At 69.0% G+C, this 23,667-nt stretch carries 22 protein-coding genes; 13 read left to right on the forward strand and 9 right to left on the reverse strand.

Translation table 11 applies throughout. The annotated features are described in order from the left end of the window. Nucleotides 1-90: 90 nt before the first annotated feature. The 5 genes from mtrB (at nt 91) to secA (ending at nt 8,287) form a co-directional block, all read left to right on the forward strand. Nucleotides 91-1,752 carry an MtrAB system histidine kinase MtrB gene (gene mtrB / locus A37U_RS0109310; protein ID WP_020496362.1) on the forward strand — a complete coding sequence of 554 codons (1,662 nt, stop codon included), beginning with the start codon at nt 91-93 and terminating at the stop codon, nt 1,750-1,752. Next, nucleotides 1,749-3,545 (forward strand): LpqB family beta-propeller domain-containing protein, encoded by a 1,797-nt coding sequence (locus tag A37U_RS0109315; protein ID WP_169526835.1) that lies wholly within the window; start codon nt 1,749-1,751, stop codon nt 3,543-3,545. Before mtrB ends, A37U_RS0109315 begins: the two co-directional genes overlap by 4 nt. Before the next feature lie 52 nt (nt 3,546-3,597). After that, the gene (locus A37U_RS0109320) at nt 3,598-4,263 is read left to right on the forward strand and encodes a ComF family protein (RefSeq protein WP_020496364.1); all 666 of its coding nucleotides are present in this window, start codon (nt 3,598-3,600) and stop codon (nt 4,261-4,263) included. 415 nt (nt 4,264-4,678) lie between these two features. Beyond that, nucleotides 4,679-5,356 (forward strand): ribosome hibernation-promoting factor, HPF/YfiA family, encoded by a 678-nt coding sequence (hpf, locus tag A37U_RS0109325; RefSeq protein WP_020496365.1) that lies wholly within the window; start codon nt 4,679-4,681, stop codon nt 5,354-5,356. Nucleotides 5,357-5,503: 147 nt separating this feature from the next. Beyond that, on the forward strand, nt 5,504-8,287 hold the full coding sequence (secA, locus tag A37U_RS0109330) for a preprotein translocase subunit SecA (protein ID WP_020496366.1): 2,784 nt from the start codon (nt 5,504-5,506) through the stop codon (nt 8,285-8,287). Nucleotides 8,288-8,365: 78 nt separating this feature from the next. On the opposite strand, the gene A37U_RS0109335 is transcribed toward secA, so the two are convergent. Continuing rightward, complete coding sequence (locus tag A37U_RS0109335) at nt 8,366-8,857, reverse strand: Rv3235 family protein (protein ID WP_157182702.1); 492 nt, start codon at nt 8,855-8,857, stop codon at nt 8,366-8,368. 75 nt (nt 8,858-8,932) lie between these two features. Further along, nucleotides 8,933-9,703, reverse strand: a complete 771-nt coding sequence (locus A37U_RS0109340; protein WP_020496368.1) for a TrmH family RNA methyltransferase — start codon at nt 9,701-9,703, stop codon at nt 8,933-8,935. 74 nt (nt 9,704-9,777) lie between these two features. Between A37U_RS0109340 and A37U_RS0109345 the strand changes: the two genes are divergently transcribed. Continuing rightward, nucleotides 9,778-11,172: a WS/DGAT/MGAT family O-acyltransferase gene (locus tag A37U_RS0109345; RefSeq protein ID WP_020496369.1), complete on the forward strand. Its 1,395-nt coding sequence runs from the start codon at nt 9,778-9,780 to the stop codon at nt 11,170-11,172. Nucleotides 11,173-11,195: 23 nt separating this feature from the next. Then, entirely contained in the window at nt 11,196-11,702 is a 507-nt protein-coding gene (locus A37U_RS0109350; RefSeq protein WP_020496370.1) for a DUF6912 family protein, read from the forward strand. A gap of 31 nt (nt 11,703-11,733) precedes the next feature. Here the strand turns inward: A37U_RS0109350 and A37U_RS0109355 are convergent, their stop codons facing one another. The 3 genes from A37U_RS0109355 to aroA form a co-directional block, all read right to left on the reverse strand. Beyond that, nucleotides 11,734-12,666, reverse strand: coding sequence for an SCO4651 family lipoprotein (locus A37U_RS0109355; RefSeq protein WP_020496371.1), 933 nt, complete (start codon nt 12,664-12,666; stop codon nt 11,734-11,736). A 78-nt stretch (nt 12,667-12,744) separates the two neighbouring features. Continuing rightward, nucleotides 12,745-13,749 carry a ribosome small subunit-dependent GTPase A gene (gene rsgA / locus A37U_RS50890; protein WP_020496372.1) on the reverse strand — a complete coding sequence of 335 codons (1,005 nt, stop codon included), beginning with the start codon at nt 13,747-13,749 and terminating at the stop codon, nt 12,745-12,747. Next, entirely contained in the window at nt 13,746-15,005 is a 1,260-nt protein-coding gene (gene aroA, locus A37U_RS50895; RefSeq protein ID WP_020496373.1) for a 3-phosphoshikimate 1-carboxyvinyltransferase, read from the reverse strand. Before aroA ends, rsgA begins: the two co-directional genes overlap by 4 nt. Nucleotides 15,006-15,059: 54 nt before the next feature. Between aroA and A37U_RS0109370 the strand changes: the two genes are divergently transcribed. The 3 genes from A37U_RS0109370 (at nt 15,060) to htpG (ending at nt 18,452) form a co-directional block, all read left to right on the forward strand. Beyond that, nucleotides 15,060-15,818 carry an SOS response-associated peptidase gene (locus A37U_RS0109370; RefSeq protein WP_020496374.1) on the forward strand — a complete coding sequence of 253 codons (759 nt, stop codon included), beginning with the start codon at nt 15,060-15,062 and terminating at the stop codon, nt 15,816-15,818. Nucleotides 15,819-15,888: 70 nt separating this feature from the next. Continuing rightward, nucleotides 15,889-16,488 (forward strand): alpha/beta hydrolase family protein, encoded by a 600-nt coding sequence (locus A37U_RS0109375; protein WP_020496375.1) that lies wholly within the window; start codon nt 15,889-15,891, stop codon nt 16,486-16,488. A gap of 53 nt (nt 16,489-16,541) precedes the next feature. Further along, on the forward strand, nt 16,542-18,452 hold the full coding sequence (gene htpG / locus A37U_RS0109380) for a molecular chaperone HtpG (protein ID WP_020496376.1): 1,911 nt from the start codon (nt 16,542-16,544) through the stop codon (nt 18,450-18,452). 5 nt (nt 18,453-18,457) lie between these two features. On the opposite strand, the gene ybaK is transcribed toward htpG, so the two are convergent. Next, entirely contained in the window at nt 18,458-18,934 is a 477-nt protein-coding gene (gene ybaK / locus A37U_RS0109385; RefSeq protein ID WP_020496377.1) for a Cys-tRNA(Pro) deacylase, read from the reverse strand. Nucleotides 18,935-19,188: 254 nt separating this feature from the next. Between ybaK and A37U_RS0109390 the strand changes: the two genes are divergently transcribed. Then, a complete protein-coding gene (locus tag A37U_RS0109390; protein WP_020496378.1) occupies nt 19,189-19,818 on the forward strand; it encodes a sigma-70 family RNA polymerase sigma factor in 630 nt (209 codons plus the stop codon). Beyond that, nucleotides 19,815-20,102: a mycothiol system anti-sigma-R factor gene (rsrA, locus tag A37U_RS42945; RefSeq protein WP_020496379.1), complete on the forward strand. Its 288-nt coding sequence runs from the start codon at nt 19,815-19,817 to the stop codon at nt 20,100-20,102. The genes A37U_RS0109390 and rsrA overlap by 4 nt, the downstream gene beginning before the upstream one ends. Nucleotides 20,103-20,174: 72 nt before the next feature. On the opposite strand, the gene A37U_RS54815 is transcribed toward rsrA, so the two are convergent. Further along, nucleotides 20,175-20,249 carry a 50S ribosomal protein bL37 gene (locus A37U_RS54815; RefSeq protein ID WP_420806230.1) on the reverse strand — a complete coding sequence of 25 codons (75 nt, stop codon included), beginning with the start codon at nt 20,247-20,249 and terminating at the stop codon, nt 20,175-20,177. Nucleotides 20,250-20,507: 258 nt separating this feature from the next. On the opposite strand from A37U_RS54815, the gene A37U_RS0109400 reads away from it, so the two are divergent. Further along, nucleotides 20,508-22,004, forward strand: coding sequence for a sensor histidine kinase (locus tag A37U_RS0109400; RefSeq protein ID WP_020496380.1), 1,497 nt, complete (start codon nt 20,508-20,510; stop codon nt 22,002-22,004). Between the two features lie 135 nt (nt 22,005-22,139). On the opposite strand, the gene A37U_RS0109405 is transcribed toward A37U_RS0109400, so the two are convergent. Together A37U_RS0109405 and A37U_RS0109410 are read right to left on the reverse strand one after the other, a co-directional pair. Then, nucleotides 22,140-22,391: a WhiB family transcriptional regulator gene (locus tag A37U_RS0109405; protein WP_020496381.1), complete on the reverse strand. Its 252-nt coding sequence runs from the start codon at nt 22,389-22,391 to the stop codon at nt 22,140-22,142. 255 nt (nt 22,392-22,646) lie between these two features. After that, nucleotides 22,647-23,564 carry a diacylglycerol/lipid kinase family protein gene (locus tag A37U_RS0109410; protein WP_020496382.1) on the reverse strand — a complete coding sequence of 306 codons (918 nt, stop codon included), beginning with the start codon at nt 23,562-23,564 and terminating at the stop codon, nt 22,647-22,649. Between the last annotated feature and the right edge of the window lie 103 nt (nt 23,565-23,667).

Here is a 23,667-nt window from a genome sequence, read left to right on the forward strand (position 1 = left end):
TTGCGAGCGAACCATGGATGCAGCGTCCGGGCACGGCCGAGCCGAGCGCCGGTGAGGTGAGGCCGTGAGCGAGCTGGCCCGAGAGGGATCGTGGCGACGACGGTGACGGAGCGGGCGAAACGGTTCGCCGCCTGGGTGCGCAGGTGCTCGGCGCGGTTCGGGACCGCTTGGCGGCGCTCGCTGCAGGTACGCGTGGTCACCAGCTGTCTCGCACTCTCCGCCGCGGTCGTGTTCGTGCTCGGCATGCTGTTGCAGGTGCAGATCACCGACCAGCTGGTCACCACCAAGCGTAAGGCGGCGATCGATCAGACCGCGTCCTCGGCGGGCGAACTGCGCGACATCCTCGCCAAGACCAGCCCGGGCCAGGACACCCTCGGCCCGTCTCTTTCCGACGCGCTCGATCAGCTGGTGTCCGCCCGGGGCGGCAGCCTGCACGACGGGCGCTCCGGGGCGGGTGAGTTCGAGCCGGTGATCTCGGCGACCGGGATCGACCCGGTCGGCACCTACGCCAAGCAGGTGCCCGCCAAACTGCGCCAGCTGGTGGAGGGCGGGACGACTGCCACCCAGATCATCACCCTGAGCGGGCGCAGCGGGCCGACCACCTTCCTTGTCGTCGGTACCTCGCTGACCAGTGCGAGCAGCCCGGTGCAGCTGTATCTGCTGTTCCCGCTCACCTCGGAGAAACAGACGCTGAGCATCGTGCAGGTCGCGGTGCTCGTGGCCGGGCTCGTACTGGTGCTGCTGCTCGCGGGCATCGTGAACCTGGTGCTGCGCCAGGTCGTGCGCCCGGTACGCCAGGCCGCCGAGATCGCCGACCGGTTCGCGACCGGGGACTTCTCCGAGCGGATGCGCGTGGTCGGAGAGGACGATGTCGCCCGGCTCGGCGAGTCCTACAACTCCATGGCGGACAACATCGCCGAGCAGATCCATCGGCTCGAGGAGTTCAGTCAGCTGCAGCGCCGGTTCACCTCGGACGTCAGCCACGAGCTGCGCACCCCGCTGACCACGGTGCGGATGGCCGCCGACGTGCTCTACGCCTCGCGGGAACAGTTCCCGAGCGGGCTCGCGCGCTCCACCGAGCTGATGGTCGACGAGCTGGACCGGTTCGAGGCCCTGCTCACCGACCTGCTGGAGATCTCCCGGCTGGACGCGGGGGTCGAGGAACTGTCCATCGAATCGGTCGACGTGCTCGGCGTGGTGCGCAGCGCCGTCGATTCGGTGCGCGGAATAGCCGGGATCACCACGACCGAGATCGTGCAGGATGTCCCGGAGAACGAGACCCTGGCCTCGATCGACGCGCGCCGGGTGGAACGGATCCTGCGCAATCTGCTGGCCAACGCGGTCGACCACGGCGAGGGCAAACCGGTGCGCGTGGTGGTGCGCGCCGACCGGGACGCGGTCGCGATCGCCGTGCGTGACTACGGGGTCGGCCTGCGCGAAGGGGAGGAGGAGCGGGTGTTCAACCGGTTCTGGCGCGCCGATCCGTCCAGGAACCGGCGCACCGGGGGGACCGGTCTCGGGCTGGCCATCAGCCTGGAGGACGCGCGGCTGCACGGTGGCTGGCTCGAGGCATGGGGCCGCCCCGATCAGGGCGCCTGCTTCCGGCTCACCCTGCCCCGCACTCCGGAGGCGGAACTGACCGCGAGCCCGGTGGGGCTGCCACCGGCCGGATCCGGGCACCCCGACGCGCCCGAGACCGAACCCGAGCGGGTGACCGCGCGTTCCGGGGGCGAGGAGGTGACCGAGCAGTGAGACGTGGTGTGCGTTCGGCGCTTCCGGTGCTGCTCGTCGCGCTGCTGTTGGCCGGCTGCGCGAGCATCCAGGACCAGAGCCAGCCGGTCGCGGTGCAGAACCAACCGATCGGGGATTCCGGTCCCACCATCGACGGGCCCAAGCCCGGCGAGGACCAATGGGCCCTCGTGCGCTCCTTCGTCCGGGCCAACGCGCAGACCGCGAAGGGGCACACGGTGCCGCGCTCGTTCATCGCCGGGGAGCGCGCCAAGACCTGGAACCCGGGCAGGCGGATCACCGTGATCGCCGACGACTTCAGCACCAATCCGAACCCCGGTGAGGTGCCCGGCGATCCCGATCAGCAGAGCGTGCTGCTGCGCGCCCGCAAGATCGGCACCCTCGCCGCGGACGGCAGCTTCCTCGCCGCGCAGGGCAACGACCAGAGCTACGAACAGAACATGACCGTCGCGAAGGACCGGGACAACGAATGGCGGATCCGGACCGTCGCGGACGGGCTGATCATCCGGGTCTCGGATTTCCAGCGCGCCTTCCAGCAGGTCACGCTCGACTTCATGGAGCCGAAGCTGCAGGCCCCGATTCCGGATGTGCGCTATCTGCCGCGTGGCCAGGCCCCCGAGATCGCGAGCCGGATCGTGAACGACCTCATCCAGGGGCCATCGACCGCGCTGCAGCCCGCCGTGCGCAACAACTTCACCACCATCGACTCCGAACAGCAGGCCACCGTGCAGGCGACCAATCCGGACTCGGTCACGGTGAACCTCCCGCCGGTCGGCACGGCGAGCGAGGCGCAGCGCAGGGGCATGGCCGAGCAGATCGTGCGCTCGCTGCGCGGGGTGGTCGGCGGCCAGGTCGAGGTGCGCAGTGACGGCGCGCCACTGGATCCGAAGAAGCAGTACTACAAGTACTCGGACCTGCCCTCGTACTCGCTGTTCTCTCCCTCACAGGACGCGGGACCGCTGTACGTGGCCGGTGGGGTGCTCAAGGCGTTCACCCCCTCCTCCGATTCGGGTGCCGGTGGCAAGGACGACGCGAGCAAGATCGATGCGACGGCCGGGCTCTCCGACTGCCAAGCCGTCTCCGGGGCCCGTTCGCTCGACGGGGACCAGCTCGCCATGGTGTGTGCCGGGCGGGACAAGCGCGAACGGATCCGGATCGGCACCTTCGGCAAGAGCGTGCGCGAGGTGCCCGATCTCGCCGAGACCGAGTTCACCAGGCCGACCTGGACCGCAGGCAGCCCACAGAGCCAGGTCGGCTACGAGGTGTGGACCGTGGCGGACGGGCACCGGATCCTGCGCCTGCACCGGGACGGGGAGAGCTGGCAGGTCACCGAGGTCGACGCGGGCCAGCTGTTCGACCAGTTCGGCCAGGGCGCGGCCATCAGCGATCTGCGGCTGTCCAGAGACGGCATCCACGCGGCCGCGATCGTGGACGGCAAGCTCGTGGTGAGCACGGTGCTGCGCAACGCCGACGGGCAGGCGCAGCTGTCCGCGCCCACCCAGATCGGCTACAACCTGGCGAACGTCAGCGATCTGGACTGGGTGAGCCAGACCCAGCTGGTCGTGGTCTCCGGGCGCAATGCGGACTCGCTGACCACGGTGAGCGCGGACGGGCTCTACGTGCACAACCTGTCCACCACGAACATGTCGCCGCCGGTGCAGCGGATCGCGGCCGCCCCCGGCCAGCAGTTCCTCGCGGTCGCCAGCGGGTCCACGTTCAGCTCGACCCAGGGCGGGGATTCCTGGGTGCCACTCGGTTCCTCGAGCAAGGGCGCCGACCCCTTCTATCCCGGCTGACCGGAGCGCGCAGCGGGCCGGAACTGTCGGTGCCGCGGTGCACCATGACCGCATGCCGTTCGCCGAACTCGTCGACCTCGTCCTACCGCGCACCTGCGTCGGCTGCGCGGCGCGGGGGCACGGCTGGTGCGCGCGCTGCCGGGCCGGATGCGCGCGCCCGGCGCGGTTGCCCGGCCCGAGCAGGCTCGCCCGGCTCGGCGTGTACGCGATCACCGGGCACACCGGCAGTGCCCGGGCCGCCGTGCTCGCCTACAAGGAGCGCAACCGTCGCGACCTGGCCCGCGAGCTCGCCGGGGTGTTCGCCGCCGCGGTGCCCGGGGTGCGCGGTGCCGAGCACGGAACCGACCGGCGCAGCGTGTGCCTGGTGCCCGCGCCCTCGGCGCGGCAGGCCTCGGTGGCCCGCGGCGGGGCGCACATGAGCCGGATCGCACGGGAGGTGGCCGTACTGCTCGGCGAGGGTGCACGGGTCGCCGAGCCGTTCGCGCTGACCAGGGGAGTGCGCGACTCGGTAGGGCTCGACCGGGGCGCCCGGCTGGCGAACCTCACCGGGCACCTCCGGCTGACCGGGGAGGACCTGCCCGGCGGTGACGAGGCGGTCGTGCTGCTCGACGACGTGGTGACCACCGGGGCCACGGTGACCGCATGTGCCAGGGCGCTGCGTTCACACGGAGTCCGCCCGGTCGCCGCGCTCGCGTTGACCTCCCCGGCACGACCGTGAACGTGTCACTCTGTCGGGTGAAATGCGAGGTGGGAACCCATCCTGTTACTCGTCCGTTGGTCGGATGTGCGAGGCGAAACGGGCACCCGATCGATGGTCTCGAGGGCGCTCGGCTACGCACGAACGGGTGCCGGAATCCGGACCGGCCGAAGTTCTCCCAGTAGCGAACCACGCTGCGTATCGACGGTGGTTCAGCCTCCCAGGGGGCTGTCGAAACCGTCGCGATCCGACTACCGTGCACCGCAATCGCTGAAGTCAGCGACGGGAGGGAGGCGAACCGCCATGTTCCTGGCGCCGACGCCGCGATGAGCTGACGGGTCCGGCGCCATACCGATTCGATTTCGAACCCACCGAGCCGGCCGAGGCGCAGCGCGTGGTGTTCGAAAGCCCCTGCACCAAGTGATGGAGGTCGTGTATGGACATCATCGTGAAGGGCCGCAACGTGGAGGTCCCCGAGCATTACCGGGTGCACGTAGCGGAGAAGCTGGATCGACTCGAGCGGTACGACAAGAAGTTCATCCGGTGCGATGTCGAACTGATTCACGAGCCCAACCGCAGGCAGGCGAAGAACTGTCAGCGAGTGCAGATCACCGCAAGGGGGAAAGGGCCGATCGTTCGCGCCGAGGCGTGTGCAGGCGATTTCTACGCCGCGCTCGACGCGTCGGTGGCCAAGCTGGAGTCGCGGTTGCGCAAGGCGCACGACCGCCGGAAGGTGCATCACGGCAGGCGCACCCCGGCCTCGGTCGCGGCCGCGACGAACGGCGAGATGCCGCGCATGGTTCCCGATGTCGCCAAGTTCGACGGCCGGGCCGGGGCGCTGGCCACGGCCGTGCTCGAGGCGCCGGCGCGGGAGCAGGAGGTGAACGGGGAGATCCCCCAGCAACGCCTCGAAGCCGGTGACGAGGAGAACCTGCCCGGCCGGATCGTGCGCGAGAAGCAGCATTCCGCCGAGCCGATGACCGTTGACCAGGCACTTTACGAGATGGAACTTGTCGGTCACGACTTCTACCTGTTCTCGGATGTGACGTCCGGAAGGCCGAGCGTCGTCTACCGCAGGCGAGGCTTCGACTACGGGGTGATCAGGCTGAGCTGAGCCGCCCCGAGGAACGATTTCCGGAGCCCCCACGTTGTCCTTGCGGGCCGTGGGGGCTCCGGTCTGCCCGGACGCCTACCATGACTGCTCGAGAGAAGGCTGCATGGCTGTACTGGTGAACAGGCGAAAGCGAGTGAGGTCGACCTGATGGTCCTTTCGAAGGTACTTCGCGCGGGCGAAGGCAGGATGCTCAATCGGCTGAGCAATATCGCGAAGCACATCAACAGCATCGAGGAGGACTTCACCGGACTCAGCGATGCCGAGCTCACCGCGAAGACCCAGGAGTTCCGCGAGCGCTACGCCGAGGGGGAGACCCTCGACCAGCTGCTGCCCGAGGCCTTCGCCACGGCCCGGGAGGCCGGTAAGCGGGTGCTCGGCCAGCGGCCGTTCGATGTGCAGCTCATGGGTGGTGCCGCGTTGCACCTGGGCAACGTCGCCGAGATGAAGACCGGTGAGGGCAAGACGCTGACCGCGGTGTTGCCCTGCTACCTCAACGCCATCGCCGGCAAGGGCGTGCACGTCGTCACCGTGAACGACTACCTGGCCTCCAGGGACGCCGAGTGGATGGGCCGCATCCACCGCTTCCTCGGCCTGACCGTCGGCGTGATTGTGGCCGAGCAGCAGCCCGAGGAGCGGCGCGCCGCCTACCAGGCCGACATCACCTACGGCACGAACAACGAGTTCGGCTTCGACTACCTGCGCGACAACATGGCCTGGAGCATCGACGAGTGCGTGCAGCGCGGGCACAACTTCGCGATCGTGGACGAGGTCGACTCGATCCTCATCGACGAGGCGCGGACCCCGTTGATCATCTCCGGGCCCGCCGAGCAGTCCGCGCGCTGGTACACCGAGTTCGCCAGGCTGGCCCCGCTGATGAGCAAGGACCTGCACTACGAGGTCGACGAGCGCAAGCGGACCGTGGGTGTCACCGAGGCCGGGGTGACCTTCGTCGAGGACCAACTCGGCATCGAGAACCTCTACGAGTCCGCGAACACCCCGCTCGTCGGTTACCTGAACAACGCGCTCAAGGCCAAGGAGCTGTTCAAGAAGGACAAGGAGTACATCGTCCGCAACGGCGAAGTGCTCATCGTGGACGAATTCACCGGCCGGGTGCTCGCCGGGCGGCGGTTCAACGAGGGAATGCACCAGGCCATCGAGGCCAAGGAGCACGTGGAGATCAAGGCCGAGAACCAGACGCTGGCCACGATCACCCTGCAGAACTTCTTCCGGCTCTACGACAAGCTCTCCGGGATGACCGGTACCGCGCAGACCGAGGCCGCCGAATTCCACCAGACCTACAAGCTCGGCGTGGTCAGCATCCCGACCAACCGGCCGATGGTCCGCATGGACGGCAAGGACGTGGTGTACAAGACCGAGGAGGTCAAGTTCGCCGCGGTTGCCGACGACATCGCCGAGCGCTACGAGAAGGGCCAGCCGGTACTGATCGGCACCACCTCGGTCGAGCGCTCCGAGTACCTGTCCAAGCTGCTCGTGGAGCGCAAGGTGCCGCACGAGGTGCTCAACGCGAAGCACCACGACCGCGAGGCGCTGATCGTGGCCGAGGCCGGACGCAGGGGAGCGGTCACCGTGGCCACCAACATGGCCGGCCGCGGTACCGACATCATGCTCGGCGGCAACCCCGAGACGATCGCCGAACGGGCGCTGCGCGAACGCGGTCTCGACCCGGTCGAGCACCTCGACCAGTGGCAGCAGGCCTACCCCGCGGAACTGGAGAAGGCCAAGGAGTCGGTGCAGGCCGAGGCCGATGAGGTCCGCGAGGCCGGTGGGCTGTACGTGCTGGGCACCGAGCGCCACGAGTCCCGGCGCATCGACAACCAGCTGCGCGGCCGCTCCGGGCGTCAGGGCGACCCCGGCGAGTCGAGGTTCTACCTCTCGCTGACCGACGAGCTCATGCGCCGATTCAACGCGCAGCTGGTCGAGAGCATCATGAACTGGCTGAACACCCCGGACGACATGGCCATCACCTCCAAGCGGGTCTCCAAGGCCATCCAGAGCGCGCAGACCCAGGTCGAGGCGCAGAACATGGAGATCCGCAAGAACGTGCTCAAGTACGACGAGGTGATGAACGAGCAGCGCAAGGTCATCTACACCGAGCGCCGCCGGGTCCTCGAGGGCGAGGATCTGCAGGAGCAGATCCGGCACATGATCACCGATGTGGTCACCGCCTACGTGACGGGCGCGACCAGCGACGGGTACGCCGAGGACTGGGATCTCGAGCAGCTGTGGTCCGCGCTGCGCACCCTGTACCCGGTCGCCCTCGACCACGAGAAGCTGACCGAGGGCATCGCCGACGAAGAGACCGGCAACGTGGACGACCTCACCCCGGAGTCGCTGCGCGAGGTGCTCGTCGCCGATGCGCGGACGGCCTACGAGCGGCGCGAGACCGAGATCGACGGCATGGTCGGCGAGGGCGCGATGCGCGAACTCGAACGCCGGGTGCTGCTCTCCGTGCTGGACCGCAAATGGCGGGAACACCTCTACGAGATGGACTACCTCAAGGAGGGCATCGGCCTGCGCGCGATGGCCCAGCGCGATCCGCTGATCGAGTACCAGCGCGAAGGCTACGACATGTTCAACGGCATGCTCGACGGCCTCAAGGAGGAATCGGTCGGCTTCCTGTTCAACCTGCAGGTCGAGGCCGCCGAGGGCGAAGAGGGCCAGGCCGCGCAGCAGGACGCGGCGCCCGCCGCGGAGGAGAGCCAGGTGCCGCCCGCGCTGCGCGGCAAGGGCCTCGACGAGCCCGCCGAATCGCAGCTGACCCTGTCCGGGCCGAACGAGGACGGGCAAGCCGAGGCACGGCACAGCCGCGATGAGGATGAGGACGAGCAGGGCGGTGTCACCCGGCGGGAACGGCGGGCCGCCGAGCGCGAGCGGGCGAAAAAGCAGAAGAAGGCCGCCAAGCGCGGCTGAGCCGGGCCGATCCGGCTCGGACAGGGCGGCACCGCGGGACACGCTCCCGCGGTGCCGCTTTGGTCGTTCTGGTGCCGCTCAGTCCAGCACCGTGAAGGCGGTGCACCACCAGGGCAGGTGGTCGCCGCACAGTTCGACGCGCGCGGCGAGCGCGACCGTGCGCCCGGAACCGGGTTCCCGCGCGCTGCCCCAGATCTCCAGCGCGTTCGCCCGGTGAGTCATGGCGAAGGCGAGCCCGGTGAGCATCCGCTCCGCGCTGAACCCCCTGGTGCGGATGCGGTTCGTGATTCCCGCGGTCACCGCGGGGGCGAGCAGCCCGTCGAAGGCCCGGTTCCCCAGCGCGCCGAGCGGGCGGCGGCCGTCGAGCACTTCGAGCAGCGCCCGCAGCAGCGCGGCCAGGGTGCGCTGCCCCGGAAAGCGGCGGTCGAGCGGGCGGACCGCGGCCGGGACACCGGGCCCGTCCGCACCGGGCGGGTCGGCCACGCCGAGGCGACCGGTCTCGGGCTCGCCGTCGGGTGCCTCGGCGAGCAGTCTTCGTGGTCGTGGTCGTGGTCGGGGTATGGCGAACACGGTGAACCTCCCTGTCCCGTGGCGCGATCCGGTACGCATGCACAGTGCGGATCGCGGCCCCGGTCCGGACAGAACTCACCCGCCGGTGTGATCGCGGCGCACCAGTTCGAAGCACAGCACGGCGGCGGCCGCGGAGACGTTCAGCGATTCGGCCTCGCCGGGCATCGGAATCGAGAGCCAGTCGCCGATGTGTGCGCGCACGGCAGCCGAAACCCCGGAGGTCTCGCCGCCGAGCACGAACGCCGCGCGATCCGGGAACCGGGCCTCGAACAGTCCTTCCGGTCCGTCCGAGGCGAGCCCGAACAGCCGGTACCCGGCCTCGGAGAGCTGTTCTGCGGCATCGGCCGCGGTCGGGGCGCGCAGGATCGGCGCGTGGAAGGCGATCCCGGCCGAGGACTTCACCACGAGCGGATCGAGCGAGGCAACGCCCTTGTGCGGCACCACGATCCCCGCGATGCCCGCCGCGGTCGCGGTGCGCAGGATCATGCCGACGTTCGCCGGGGTGGTGATCCCGTCCAGCAGCAGCACCGGGCCCAGCCGCCCGGTTCCGGACTCGAGCGCTTCGGCGAGCGGGCGCATGCGCGGCGCGAGCACATCGGCGAGGACGCCCTGGTCCTGTTTTCCGTTCCCGGCCAGCACCTTGACCCGGTGTTCGCTCGCGCTGTGCACCGGGACGCCGCGCGCGCGGGCGGCCGCGCGGATGGTGCGCACCGGTTCCCCGCGCGCGGTCTCGGCCAGCACCACCTTGTCCACGGTCAGTTCCGGATCGCCGAGTGCTTCGAGCACGGGTTTGCGCCCGTAGACGGTCAGGAACCGGTCCCGGGGCGAGCGCTGCTTGTCGGTCACGCCGGTCAGTCTCCCAGGCGGCGCCCCAGGTGGCTCGGGGCGCTGTGCCGCGCGGATGTGCGACGATCGGTCCCATGCCCGACCGGCTCAGCGCGTTCGACGCCTCGCTGCTTTTCGCCGAGGATACGGCGACCCCGATGCACATCGGCAGTGTCGCGGTGTTCGTGCGCCCGCGCACCGGCTTCGACTACGAATCGCTCGTCGATCTGGTGGAACGGCGGCTCGCCCTGATCCCGCGCTACCGGCAGCGGGTCCTGGAGGTTCCGCTGCAGCTGGCCCGCCCGGTGTGGGTGGACGACGAGCGGTTCGACATCACCTACCACGTGCGCCGTTCCGCGCTGCCCGAACCGGGCTCGGCCGAGCAGCTGCGCGAGCTCACCGGACGGCTCATGTCCCGGCCGCTGGACCGGGAACGCCCGCTGTGGGAGGTCTATCTCGTCGAAGGCCTCGCCGAGGACCGGCTGGCGATCATCACCAAGACGCACAACGCCCTCGTGGACGGGATCGACGCGATCGAGATCGGCCAGGCCATCCTCGATCCCGGTCCGCGTGAAGGCGCCGAGGCGCGCTGGTCCTGGTCACCCCGGGCGGCGCCGAGCGGTCCCCGGTTGCTGCTCGACGCCCTGCGCGAGGCACTGGCCAGCCCGGTCGAGCTGCTGGACACCGCCCGGCTCGCGGTCGGGGACCTCGCCACGAGCGTGCGCAGATGCCGGGACGCGCTCGGTGCGCTCACCAGCGCGCTGACCCGCCCCGCGCCCGGTTCGCCGCTGAACACCACCCTCGGCCCGCACCGCAGGTTCGTCGGCGGGGCCACGGAACTGAGTGCCTACCGGGACATCGCCGAACGGGTCGGCGCCACCGTCAACGATGTGGTGCTCGCCGTGGTCGCCGGGGCGCTGCGGAGCTGGTTCACCGGGCGCGGGGAACCGCTGGACCAGGGCAGCCTGGTGCGCGCGCTCGTCCCGCTGTCCACGAACGAGGACCAGGACGAGACGGTGACTCCGTATCTGGTCGATCTCCCGGTCGGTGAACCGGATCCGCTCGGGCGGCTGCGCCAGGTGCGCAACCAGCTGCGGGCGCACACCGAATCGGGGCACTCGGTGGCGGCTCGGGTGCTGTTGCACGCGCACGGCCTCGCGCCGGCGACCCTGCACGCGCTCGGTTCGCGCACCGCGAGCGGGTTCACCAGGCACGTGTTCAATCTGGTGATCACCAACGTCCCGGGCCCGCAGGTCCCGCTCTACGCCGCGGGGGCACGGATGGTGGAGATGTACCCGGTCGTCCCGCTACTGCGCAACCAGGCCCTCGCGATCGGGGTGAGCTCCTACGACGGCGGTGTCTACTTCGGGCTCAACGCCGATCGCGCCGCGCTGGCCGATGTGGGCGAGCTGGCCGGGCTGATCGAGACGGAACTCGGCGAGCTGCACCGGTGGACGGCCGAGCTGGAATCCGCGGAACTGACGAACTGATACCGACGAAGGACAGGACCGAAATGCGAATCTACCTGCCGGCGACCATCCCGATGCTGCGCGAACTGGTGGACAAGACCGAGCTGACCGCGGTCGGCGGCACCGCCTTCGCGCTCACCCCGGCGCTGCGCGAGTCCTACACCTCGGGGAACACCGAAGAGCTGGAGTACGCCGCGCTGCTCGAGGCGGCGCGGGCCGCGCTGCGGCTGCTGTCCGCCGAGGAGGAGACGCCCCGGCGCCGGGCGGTGATCGCCGCGGATGTCGAGGACGCCACCCCGCGCGCCGATCTGGACCTCGCCGCGGTCCGGCTCGCCGGCCCGGTCGCGCTGAGCACGGTGGCCGCGGTGCACGTGGACGATGCGGAGGCCGAAGGGGATGTGACGAAGGCCGCCGAGGTCATCGACGCGGCCGATCTCGGGGACGGGGACGCCGAGTTCGCGGTCGGCTCCACCGAGGGCCACGAGCTGTCCTGGTACGCCCCGCAGGAGCTCCCGTTCTTCCTCGAACTGTTCGAGCACGGCCCGTCCTGAGGGGCCGTGCTCTTCCCGGCCGTTTGCCAGGTTATTTGCCGCCGCGCGGCATGGCCATCGACAGCTTGCCGAGCTCGGCGCGCAGCATCGCGCCGAAGTCCGTCACCTGATTCCGGGCGGGCGCCTGGATGCTGACCGGCTTACCCCAGTCGGAGTAATTCGCGTTCACTTTTACCGGTGTGGCGTGGCCGCCGACCGTATTTGCCGAGGGCAGCGTCATGGTGAACTTGACCGGCAGCTGTCCCTCGTTGAGCCACAGATCGGCGGGCATGGTTTTCGGCATGCGCGCGGTGGATTTGTTCAGTTCCTGTTCCGCCTGCTTCGGCATGCCGCTTCCGAGCGATTTGCTCAACTCGTCGACCTGCTGTTTGAAAAGTTTACGCGTATCCATCCGAATGGTGTAATGCGTGGTTCGCTGGCCGTTAACGCTTTCCTGCTTGGCACCCATGAGGCGCCCGGTTGATTTAATCCGTTCGAGTGTTTTCGAAGGATCCGCGGAATCGCCCATTTGTGTGAAGATCTTGCCCATGGTCTTGGAAAGCGGATCATTGCCATTCGCATCGATCTTCGCCCAGGACTTGTCCGCGGCCGCGCGCTCGGGTTTGGGCAGGTGCACGTACATGGCCTTGTTCTTGAAGACCATGCTCATCTGCTTGCCGATGGCGTTCACGGTCATGTTCATCGCCGGGGAACCGATGTTCGACAGGTCGATCGCGCCCTGCCCGGTGAGCTGCTGGCCCATCACGTTCCCGGACAGCTTCACCTTGCTCGTCTTCGCGGTGTTCTGCTTGTAGGAAACCGTGTCGACCAACGTCGCCACATCCCGGAACGTGTTACTGAGATCGGCGTTCGCGGCATTGTTTCCCGGATGTTGCATGGCGTTTTCATTCGCCGAGCCGCAGCCGGCGAGCAGGGCGAGCGTGGCTATTCCCGCGCCGATCGTGAGTCCCTGTTTGCGCACCATTTATCTTCCTATCGGCTCCGCTATGACAGTGTTCGAGAATTGCCGATTAACCAAAGACAACCGAGCCGGACCCTACCATTATCCGGCAATGCCCGCCCGGGACGCGAGCAGCCTGCGCAGAGAAAGCAACCGTCCGTGACTGCCGTTGCCCTCGGTGACGATCGAGTCGAGCGCGCAGCCGGGATCGCCGGGCGGGCCGAGGTGGCCGCAGCCGCGCGGACACTCCTCGGCGGCCTCGGCGAACTCCTCGAAGGCGGTGAGAATGTCCTCCGGGGTGACGTGCGCGAGCCCGAAGGAGCGCACGCCCGGGGTGTCCACGACCCATCCGCCGCCGGGCAGCGGGAGTGCGAGCGCGGCCACCGAGGTGTGCCGCCCCTTGCCGACCGCGCTGACCGCCCCGATGCGCTGATCGGCGTCCGGCACGAGCTGGTTGACCAGGGTGGACTTGCCCACCCCGGAATGCCCGACGAGTGCGGAGACGGTGCCGTGCAGTGCCTCGGCCAGCTCGGTGTTCGCCCGGTCGGCGCGGGTGACCACGGTGGGCACCTCGAGCTCGGCATAGGCACTGCGCAGCTCGGACGGGTCGGCGAGGTCGGATTTGGTCAGGCAGAGCAGCGGCCGCAGCCCGCCCGCGTAGGCGGCCACGAGGCAGCGATCGATGAACCCGGTGCGCGGTGGTGGATCGGCCAGCGCGGTGACGATCACCAGCTGCTCGGCATTGGCCACCACGACCCGTTCGTAGGGATCGGTGTCATCGGCGGTGCGGCGCAGCACGCTGGACCGTTCGGCCACCCGCACGATCCTGGCCAGGGTGCCCGGGCGTCCGGAGGTGTCACCGACCAGGTCCACCCGGTCGCCGACCACGATCGGGGTCCTGCCGAGCTCACGGGCCCGCATCGCGGCGACCTCCCGGTCCTGCTGCGCGTCCACGGCGCAGGACCAGCGGCCCCTGTCGACCGTGGTGACCAGTGCGGGCACCGCATCGGCGTGCTCGGGACGGCGCTTGGAGCGGGGACGGGTGCCCCGGGAGGGGCGAACCCGTACATCGGACTCGTCGATCGAGCGCCAGTCCCGGTTCTTCACGCGAGCATGCCCCGCCACAGCTTCGGGAACTCGGGCATCGTCTTGGCCGTGGAACCGATGTCGTCGATGTCCACCCGGGGCACCACCAGCCCGAGGATCGCCCCCGCCGTGGCCATACGGTGGTCGTCGTAGGCGTGCCAGGCGCCGCCGTGCAGCGGGGCGGGCTCCACGCGCAGCCCGTCCTCGCGCTCGTGCACCACGCCACCGAGCCCGCGGATCTCGGCGGCGAGCGCGGCGAGACGGTCGGTCTCGTGCCCGCGCAGATGCGCGATCCCGCGCAGTTCGGACGGGGTTCGGGCGAGCGCGGCGAGCGCGGCGACGGTCGGGGTGAGCTCGCCGATCTCGTGCAGGTCGACATCCACCCCGGACAGCGCGCGCGGACCGGTCACGGTGAGCGCGCCGTCGGCGAACCGCACGCTCGCCCCCATCTGTTCCAGGATCGCCCGGATGCCCTGGCCCGGTTGCGTGGTCTCCGCTGGCCAGCCGGGAACGGTGACGCTGCCCCCGGTCGCGGCCGCCGCGGCGAGGAACGGTGTCGCGTTGGACAGGTCCGGCTCGATCACCCAGTCCCGTGGGCGCAGCGCTCCGGGTTCCACCCGCCAGGTGTTCGGCTCGCCGTCGTCCACCTCGGCCCCGGCCTCGCGCAGCATCGCCACCGTCATATCGATGTGCGGCAGCGAGGGGACCGGTTTGCCGTCGTGGCGCACCACGATGCCCTTCTCGAACCGGGGTGCGGACAGCAGCAGCCCGGAGACGAACTGGGAGGAGGCCGAGGCGTCGATGGTGACCTCGCCGCCGGCCAGGGTGCCCGCACCGGTGATGGTGAACGGCAGTGCCGAGCCCTCGACCCGGGCGCCGAGTTCGCGCAGCGCGCCGAGCACCGTGCCGAGCGGGCGCTGCCGCGCGTAGGGGTCCCCGTCGAAGGTCACCGCGCCCTCGGCGAGCGCGGCGAACGGCGGAACGAACCGCATCACGGTTCCAGCCAGCCCGCAGTCGACGGCGGCCGGTGCCGAAGGGCTGCCGGTGGATGTCACGGTCAGCTCGGTGTCCGCGCCCGCGCAATCCACCCCGAGCCCGCGCAGGGCGTCGAGCATCAGCTCGGTGTCCCTGCTGCGCAGCGCCCCGGAGACGGTGGAGGTGCCCGCGGTGGCGGCGGCGAGCAGCAGCGCCCGGTTGGTGATCGACTTCGAACCGGGGACGGTCACCGTCGCGCGTACCGGTGCCGGTGCGGTCGGGGCTGGCCATGCGGTCTGCATGGGCACATGATCCCATGCTCGCCGCCATAGGGTGCCACGTGCCACGATGGAAATGTGTGTGGCAGGTACGCGGCCGCGAAGAGCCCGGCGATGTTGGCGAACGAGTTCGCCGCGGTGGACCGGACCGGGGAACAGGGGCCTTCGGAGAACTACAACATCGCCCCGACCGATCCGGTCGTCGCGGTGGTCGACCGGCATCCGCGCGATGAGCACGGGGTCGCGGATCCGTCCGCGGTGCAGCGCTCGCTGCGGGTGCTGCGCTGGGGACTGGTCCCGCACTGGGCCAAGGACGCGAAGGGTGCCGCGCGGATGATCAACGCGCGCGCCGAATCGGTGCACGAGAAGGCGGCGTTCAAGGCATCCCTGGCCAGCAGGCGCTGCGTACTGCCCGCGGACGGCTGGTACGAGTGGCGCAAGGACCTCGACGAGCACGGCAAGCTCGTCAAACAGCCCTATTTCCTGACCCGCCAGGACGGCGCGAGCCTGGCCATGGCCGGGATCTGGTCCACCTGGCACGCCCCCGACGGTGGCCTGTTGCTGACCGCGGCCGTGCTCACCACCGCGGCCACCGGGGCGCTCACCGAGATCCACGAGCGGATGCCGCTCGTGCTCGGGCCGGACGCGCTCGCGCACTGGCTCGATCCGGACACCAGCGAGGTGACCGAGCTGCTGCGGCACCCGGACACCGGCTATGCCGAACAGCTCGAGCTGCGCCCGGTGAGCGCGCGGGTGAACAGCGTGCGCAACAACGACACCACGCTGGTCGAGCGGCACGAGCCGGAAGCACCGGCGAGCTTGTTCGAGCAGCTATGAGTGGTCTGGTGAGCGAATCATCGATACAGCGCCCGCAGGAAGCGCCGAGCTCCCCCGGGGAGCGAGAGCGATGACCGCTATCGAGATCGAGACCCCGCACGGACCGGCGCGGGTCTACCGGCACCAGGCCGAGCGCCCGCGCGCCCTGCTCCAGCTCGGCCACGGGGCGGGCGGCGGCTTCGGCGCGCCCGATCTGATCGCGGCCACCGAGGCGGCGCTGGCCGCCGGGGTGAGCGTCGCGCAGGTGGAGCAGCCCTATCGGGTCGCGGGACGGCGCGCACCGGCTCCGGCACGTCAGCTCGATACCGCCTGGCTCGCCGTGGCCGGGCGGCTGCGTGACGAAGGGCTGCCGATGCTGTTCGGCGGGCGGTCCTCCGGCGCCCGGGTGGCCTGCCGCACGGCGGGTGACGGCGGGGCCGGCGCGGTGCTCTGCCTCGCGTTTCCCGAGCACCCGCCGGGGAAACCGGAGCGCAGCAGGCAGGAGGAGCTGGACGGTGTCGAGGTGCCCGCCCTCGTCGTGCAGGGTGAGCGGGACCCGTTCGGCCGTCCGGCGGCGAGCGGACGGACCGAGCTGGTGACCCTTGCCGGGGATCATTCGCTCAAGGCGGACACCGCGGGGGTCGGCAGGGTCATCGGTGAATGGCTCGAGCGGATCCTGCCCGTCCTATAATCGGCGACACTGGTGGTCACGATTTTTCCGCAAGTCAATGGAGGGAACCTCAAGTGAGCCCGCAGGCAGAGACGATCGAATTCCAGGCGGAGTCGCGGCAGCTGCTGCAGTTGATGATCCATTCGATTTACTCGAACAAGGACACCTTTCTCCGTGAGCTGGTCTCCAACGCCTCGGACGCGATCGACAAACTGCGCCTCGCCTCGTATCAGGACAAGGACCTCGAGGTGGACACGAGTGATCCGCACATCGAGCTGTCCGCGGATGCGGAGGCGCGCACCCTGACCGTCACCGACAACGGCGTCGGGATGTCCCGTGCCGAGGTCGTGGACCTGATCGGCACGATCGCGAAGTCCGGGACCGCGGAACTGCTCGCCGAGCTGCGCGCCGCGCAGGACTCGGGCACGACCGAGGCGGCCGCGCAGGAGCTGATCGGGCAGTTCGGCCTCGGCTTCTACTCGAGCTTCATGGTCGCGGACAAGGTGACCCTGGTCACCTGCAAGGCGGGGGAAACCGAGGCGACCCGATGGGAGTCCTCCGGGGAGGGCACCTACACCGTGGAGACGGTGGAGTCCGCCTCCCAGGGGACCTCGGTCACGCTGCACCTGAAGGCGGCCGACGAGGAAGACCAGATGCGCGACTACACCCAGGAACGGGTGCTGCGCGATATCGTCAAGAAGTACTCGGACTTCATCTCCTGGCCGATCCGCATGACGGTCGAGAAGACCGACTCCGAAGGTGAGAAATCGACCGAGGTCGAAACGCTCAACTCGATGAAGGCGCTGTGGGCCCGGTCCCGCGACGAGGTCGAGGAAAGCGAATACAAGGAATTCTACAAGCACATCAGCCACGATTTCCTCGATCCGCTCGAGACCATTCACATGAAGGCGGAGGGGACCTTCGAATACCAGGCGCTGCTGTTCATTCCCGCGCAGGCGCCGTTCGACCTTTTCATGCGGGAACGCAAACGCGGTGTGCAGCTCTACGTCAAGCGCGTGTTCATCATGGACGACTGCGAGGCGCTGATGCCGGAATACCTCCGGTTCATCAAGGGCGTCGTGGACGCGCAGGATCTCTCGCTCAACGTGTCGCGGGAGATTCTCCAACAGGACCGCCAGATCCGCGCGGTGCGCAGGCGCCTGGTGAAAAAGGTTCTCGGCACCATCAAAGAGATGATGACCGAGAATCCGGAGCGCTACACCACGTTCTGGGAGCAGTTCGGGAAAGCGCTCAAGGAAGGGCTGCTCGACGACACCGAGAACCGCGAGCTGATCCTGGAATGCTCCTCGTTCGACTCCACCGACGACGCCGAAAAGCAGACGACGCTCCGGGAATACATCGAGCGCATGCCCGAAGGCCAGGAACAGATCTACTACATCACCGGTGAGTCGCGCGCCAAGATCGAGAACTCCCCGCACATGGAGGCGTTCCGGGAAAAGGGCCGTGAGGTGCTGCTGCTCACCGATCCGGTCGATGAGATGTGGGTCGGTTCGGTCGGTGAATTCGACGGAAAACAGTTCCAGTCGATCGCCAAGGGCGAGGTGGACCTGGAGGACTCCGAGGACTCGGACACCGAGAGCGAGCGTGCGGAGTACGCCGATCTGCTCACCTGGATGCAGGGCAAGCTGGACGCCGAGGTGAAGGAGGTCCGGCTGTCCTCCCGGCTGACCAGCTCGCCCGCCTGCATCGTCGGGGACACCTTCGACGTCTCGCCGACCCTGGAGAAGATGTACCGCGCGATGGGCCAGGAGATCCCCACCGTGAAGCGCATCCTCGAGCTCAACCCGAAGCACGCGCTGGTCACCGGGCTGCGCAAGGCGTACGAGGAGGACAACGGCGCCGAGGGCCTCGCCGAGACCGCCGAACTGCTCTACGGCATGGCGCTGCTCGCCGAGGGCGGTGAGGTGCGGGAACCGGCCAGGTTCGCCAACATCCTGGCCGAGCGGCTCGCCAAAGCGCTGTAGTTCCGTCAGCCGGCGATCGGGGCGGTGCTCGCCCCGGCGGCGTGCACCAGGTCGGCGGGGGCCAGTTCCATGGACAGCCCCCGCCGGCCCGCGCTGCAGTAGATCGTGGGGAAGGCCAGCGCGGACTCGTCGACGGTCACCGGGATGCGCTGGCGATGCCCGAGCGGGGCGATCCCGCCCGCCACAGAGCCGGTGGCCCGCTGTGCGTCCGGGACCTCGGCCATCCGCGCGCGCTTGCCCCCGGCCGCGGCGGCGAGCGCCTTGAGGTCGAGCTTGCCGGAGACCGGGACGACCCCGATCCGCAGCGCCCCGTCCACCTCGGCGACCAGGGTCTTGAACATCCGCTCCGGTTCGATGCCCAGTGCGGTCGCCGCTTTCGCCCCATAGGACTCGCCGTCCTGCTCGACCGGGTAGCCGTGCAGCGTATAGCGCAGCCGCGCGCGGTCGAGCACCTTCGTGGCCTGCGTAGCCTTTCCCGCCATGTCCGTACTGTAAGACGTGCATGCCAGCCGGTGGGAGTGGGAATGCGCGTGGCCGGTCGGGTGTTTCCGCAGACGTGATGACCGAACTGGCGAGCGGATCGCGCACGTGCACGGCACCGCGTCCACGGCGAGTATCCTTGGCCGCGAGGGCCGAGGCAGGCCCCGAAACGAGCACAGGGAGTGCAATCGGAGGGAGCCAGGTGCCTGGCGCTAGTGCCGAAGAACATGAGGCGACGGCGGTCACCGAGACAGCCGTGACCGATGAGGCGGTGTCCGAGGAGGAGCCGCAGGAGTCACCCGAGGAGCGCGTGGCGCGGTTCGAACGCGACGCGATGCCGCTGCTCGATCAGCTCTACTCGGCCGCGCTGCGGATGACCCGCAATCCAGCGGACGCCGAGGACCTCGTGCAGGAGACCTATCTGAAGGCGTACTCCGCGTTCGCCTCGTTCCGCCGCGGTACCAACCTCAAGGCGTGGCTGTACCGCATCCTGACCAACACCTACATCAACGGCTACCGCAAACGGCAGCGGCAGCCGCAGCAGTCGCCGACCGAGGAGATCACCGACTGGCAGCTCGCCCAGGCCGCCGGGCACACCTCGCGTGGCCTGCGCTCGGCCGAGGTCGAGGCGATGGACCACCTGCCGGACACCGATGTGAAACAGGCGCTGCAGCAGCTGCCCGAGGAGTTCCGCCTCGCGGTGTACCTCGCCGATGTGGAGGGCTTCGCCTACAAGGACATCGCCGACATCATGGAGACGCCGATCGGCACCGTGATGTCGCGCCTGCACCGCGGGCGGCGGCAGCTGCGTGACCTGCTCGCCGATGTGGCGGTGGAACGCGGCGTCATCCGCCGGGGCAAAGCCAAGGAGGTGGCCGGCTCATGAACGAGGAACGCAAGCCGACCGAGGCCGATTGCGCCGAGGTGCTCGCCGATATCTATGTCTATCTCGACCATGAGTGCGACGGCCAGCGCAAGGAGGTGGTGCAGCGTCACCTGGACGACTGCGGCTCCTGCCTGGAGCGGTATGGCATCGAACGCCAGCTCAAGGAGCTGCTGCACCGCAAATGCGGTGGGGATCACGCGCCGAGCGAGCTGCGGGACCGGCTGAAGGCCTCGATCCGCGAATACACCTCGTTCACCTCGATCGAAATCGAGCGTGAGGGCTGAGCTACCTTCCGTAGTGCTTCGAGCACGAAAAAGAACCCGGCCGGGCGGATCGCCTTGCCGGGTTCTTTCAGGTCAGCAGTTCGGCTTCTTGCCGTGGTTGGCGCCGTTCTTCTTCCTGCTGCGGCGCTTGCGTGCGCGCTTGGACATGCTCGCTCCTTGGTCGTTCAGCCGTCCCCGGCTACATACGCGGCAGCTGTGGCCAACGAACGTTCTGACGTGCGCACCCACGAAGACCGGTCGGCCACAGCTTCCGCAGATTGAGTGTCGCACGCGCTCTCCTGGCGATGATGCGCACCCCCGGTCATGGTTGGATGGAGGCCGATCGGAATCGAGCCAGAGTGCGTCTGGGAGGGCGGCCTTGACCAGGGAGACCGGGCAGACAGGGGCGGAGGTGCGCGGGTAGTCATGTCCACACTCGCGGATCTGCTCGACGAGTACACGACGCTGTCCGGGGCTCAGGTCGGCCAGCTGCAGCGGGTCGTCGGGGAGTGGCAGCTGCTCGCCGACCTGTCCTTCGCGGACTTCCTGATGTGGATCCCGGTCGGCGGGGTCGAAGAGCTCAGCGAACGCTCCGAATTCATCTGTGTGGCGCAGGCGCGCCCGACGACCGCGGCCACGGCGCACCCGAGGGACATGGTCGGCAAGCGCGCCCTCGTGGTCGACGAACCACAGCTCTACCGGGCCTGCACGGAGCGCACGATCAGCCAGGACGACAGCCCGCAGTGGCACGACACGGTGCCGGTGCGCAGGGAGGGGATCCCGGTGTGCTGGCGCGGCGAGCTGATCGCGGTGCTCGGCAGGGACACCCACCTCGGTACCCCTCGGGTGCCGGGCAAGCTGGAGATCTCCTACCTCGGCTGCGCGACCGACCTGTGCCAGATGGTGGTGGACGGGACCTTCCCCTCGGAGGCACTGGCCGCGGATGTGCACACCAGCCCGCGGGTCGGCGACGGGCTGATCCGGGTGGACGAGCGCGGCTTCGTGGTGTTCGCGAGCCCGAACGCGCAGTCGGCTTATCACCGCATGGGCTCGGCCGCCGATCTGCTGGGCGCGGAGCTGATCCCGCTGACCCGCAGCCTCATCCCGGACCCGTTCGACGCGGCCGAGGTTGCCGAGCGCATCACCAGCGCGCTCGCGGGGGAACCCAGCAACCGCTTCGAGACCGACGCGGGCCGGGGAGCGGCCGTGCTGTTCCGCGCGCTCGCCCTCACCCCGTACGGCAAGCCCTCCGGGGCGCTCGTGCTGATCAGGGACGTCACCGAGGTCAAGCGCCGGGACCGGGCGCTGATGTCCAAGGACGCCACGATCCGCGAGATCCACCACCGGGTCAAGAACAACCTGCAGACCGTGGCCGCGTTGCTGCGGCTGCAGTCGAGGCGGATGGACACCGAACCGGCCCGCGAGGCGCTGGCCGAATCGGTGCGCCGAGTGGACGCGATCGCCACCGTGCACGAGACCCTGGCCATGTCGGTCAACGAGGAGGTCAACCTCGACGAGGTGCTGGACAAGGTGCTCCCGATCCTCGGGGACGTGTCCACCACCGAGACCGTGGTGACGGTGCGCCGGGAAGGCGAATTCGGAATCGTGCGCGCCGAGGTGGCCACTCCACTGGTGCTCGTGCTCTCCGAACTCGTGCAGAACTGTTTCGAGCACGCTTACCCGCCGGGGGCGGGCGGTGTGGTCACGGTCGCGGTGAACCGCAGCGCGAAATGGCTCAACATCGCGGTGTCCGACGAGGGAATCGGATTGCCGGAGGGATTCAGCATCGAACGCACCGACCGGCTGGGTCTGCAGATCGTCCGCATTCTCGTCGAGTCGGAGCTGTCCGGCTCGATCTCCTTGGGGCGCAAGGAAAACAAGGGAACCGAAGCGAGCTTGCGCATTCCTTTACGGTCGAACTGAGCGGTGTGCCGATTCGGTTGAGCGCGACCACAGCGATCGCGCTCACAACGGTATCGGTCACATTGACTAATGCTGGCACACAAAAAAGGGAACCCGGCCGGGTTCCCTTTCTTTGTGCCTATTCGGCGAGTGCGCTCAGGCGCTCGCCGAGGTGCGCATCCGGGTGCGACGTTTGAGCGCGCGCCGCTCGTCCTCGTCCATACCGCCCCACACACCGGAGTCCTGGCCGCTGTCCAATGCCCAGCTCAGGCAGGAGGAAGCGACCGGGCAGCGGTGGCAAACGGCTTTCGCTTCGGCGACTTGCAACAGTGCGGGCCCAGTGGTTCCAACGGGAAAGAACAGTTCCGGGTCCTCGTCACGGCAGGCCGCGTCGTGGCGCCAGTCCATTGCTACATGCTCCTCAATAGGCGCGCGAGTGCGCCAGTCGTTACTACAGTCATTCGGGGTGCCCGTGAATACTTTCACGATTGCGCAGGATGTCAAGGGGGTTTCCAAAGATCGGTGAGCGAACTCACCCATTCGGGAGACGATCGCTGACCAGCGGTTTCACCCAGTTACCAGTGCGCGTGTCAGCTCCGGGTAATAGCCGCGGCCGGGGTCGCGAATTAGCCACCTATTCGGTTCTGCGCCGGTGAGTCCGCGCTATACCGCTACCGTCAGTGCGTCCGGCATCGATTCGAAGCGCACCTCGGTCCGTTCCCCGACGAGGTCGCCATCGACCTGGAGACGAACAGGAGTCCGCGAACTCACACGTACCCAATCAACGTCATCGGTACGTAAAAAGTTCCTGCCGGCCACACCATTCTTGGTGAGGAAGGCCTGCGTCACGGTGCGCGTGATATCGATCGGGCCGAGCCGGGAAGTGGCGAACACCGCGAGCCCGGTCTCGAACGAGGCGCCCGGATTCAGCCGAACGGGCCGCGGACCGAGATAGGTCCACGGATCGGTGTTGGAAACGAAGACCAGCCGCTGATCGGGCACCGGTTCACTGCCCGGCAGCCGCACCTCGAGGCTCGCCCGGCCGCCGAGCGACTCGCGCAGATAGTTGGCGAATCCGGACTGGAGATAGAGCAGCTGGCTGGCCCGCTTGCTCCGGCGCTGTTCCACGCGAGCGATCACATCGGCGTCGTAACCGAGCCCGGCGTTGAAGGTGAACCAGCGCTCGCCCGCCCTGCCGAGCCCGATCCGGCGGCGGCCGCCCTCCTCGATCGAGGTGAGCAGGCGCGCCGTCGCTTCGATCGGATCACTGGGCAGGCCGAGCGCGCGGGCGAACACATTGGCCTGGCCGCCGGGGACGACCGCGAGCGTCGGCACATCCGGGCCGGGGCCCGTGGCGAGCAGCCCGTTGACCACTTCGTTGACCGTGCCGTCCCCGCCGTGCACCACCACGAGCTCGGTTCCGTTGCCCTTGGCGTACTCGGCGGCCGCGATCGCGTGCCCGCGATGCGAGGTCTCCACGACCTCCAGCTTCGTGTCCGAGGCGAGCGCGTGGCGGAGCACATCCCGGCCGCCACGACTGGTCGAGGTCGCCTTCGGGTTGACGATGAGCAGCGCGCGCATGAGCTATACGGTACGCGGCGGCCGCCGGATCGGCTGGGAGCGCGCTGGAGGCCTCCCAGCCGTCACGAGCGGGAGCCAGATCGGCGGGTGCCTTGCCGGGAAA

This window comes from Sciscionella marina DSM 45152 (genome assembly GCF_000379465.1).
GTDB classification, from domain to species: domain Bacteria; phylum Actinomycetota; class Actinomycetes; order Mycobacteriales; family Pseudonocardiaceae; genus Sciscionella; species Sciscionella marina.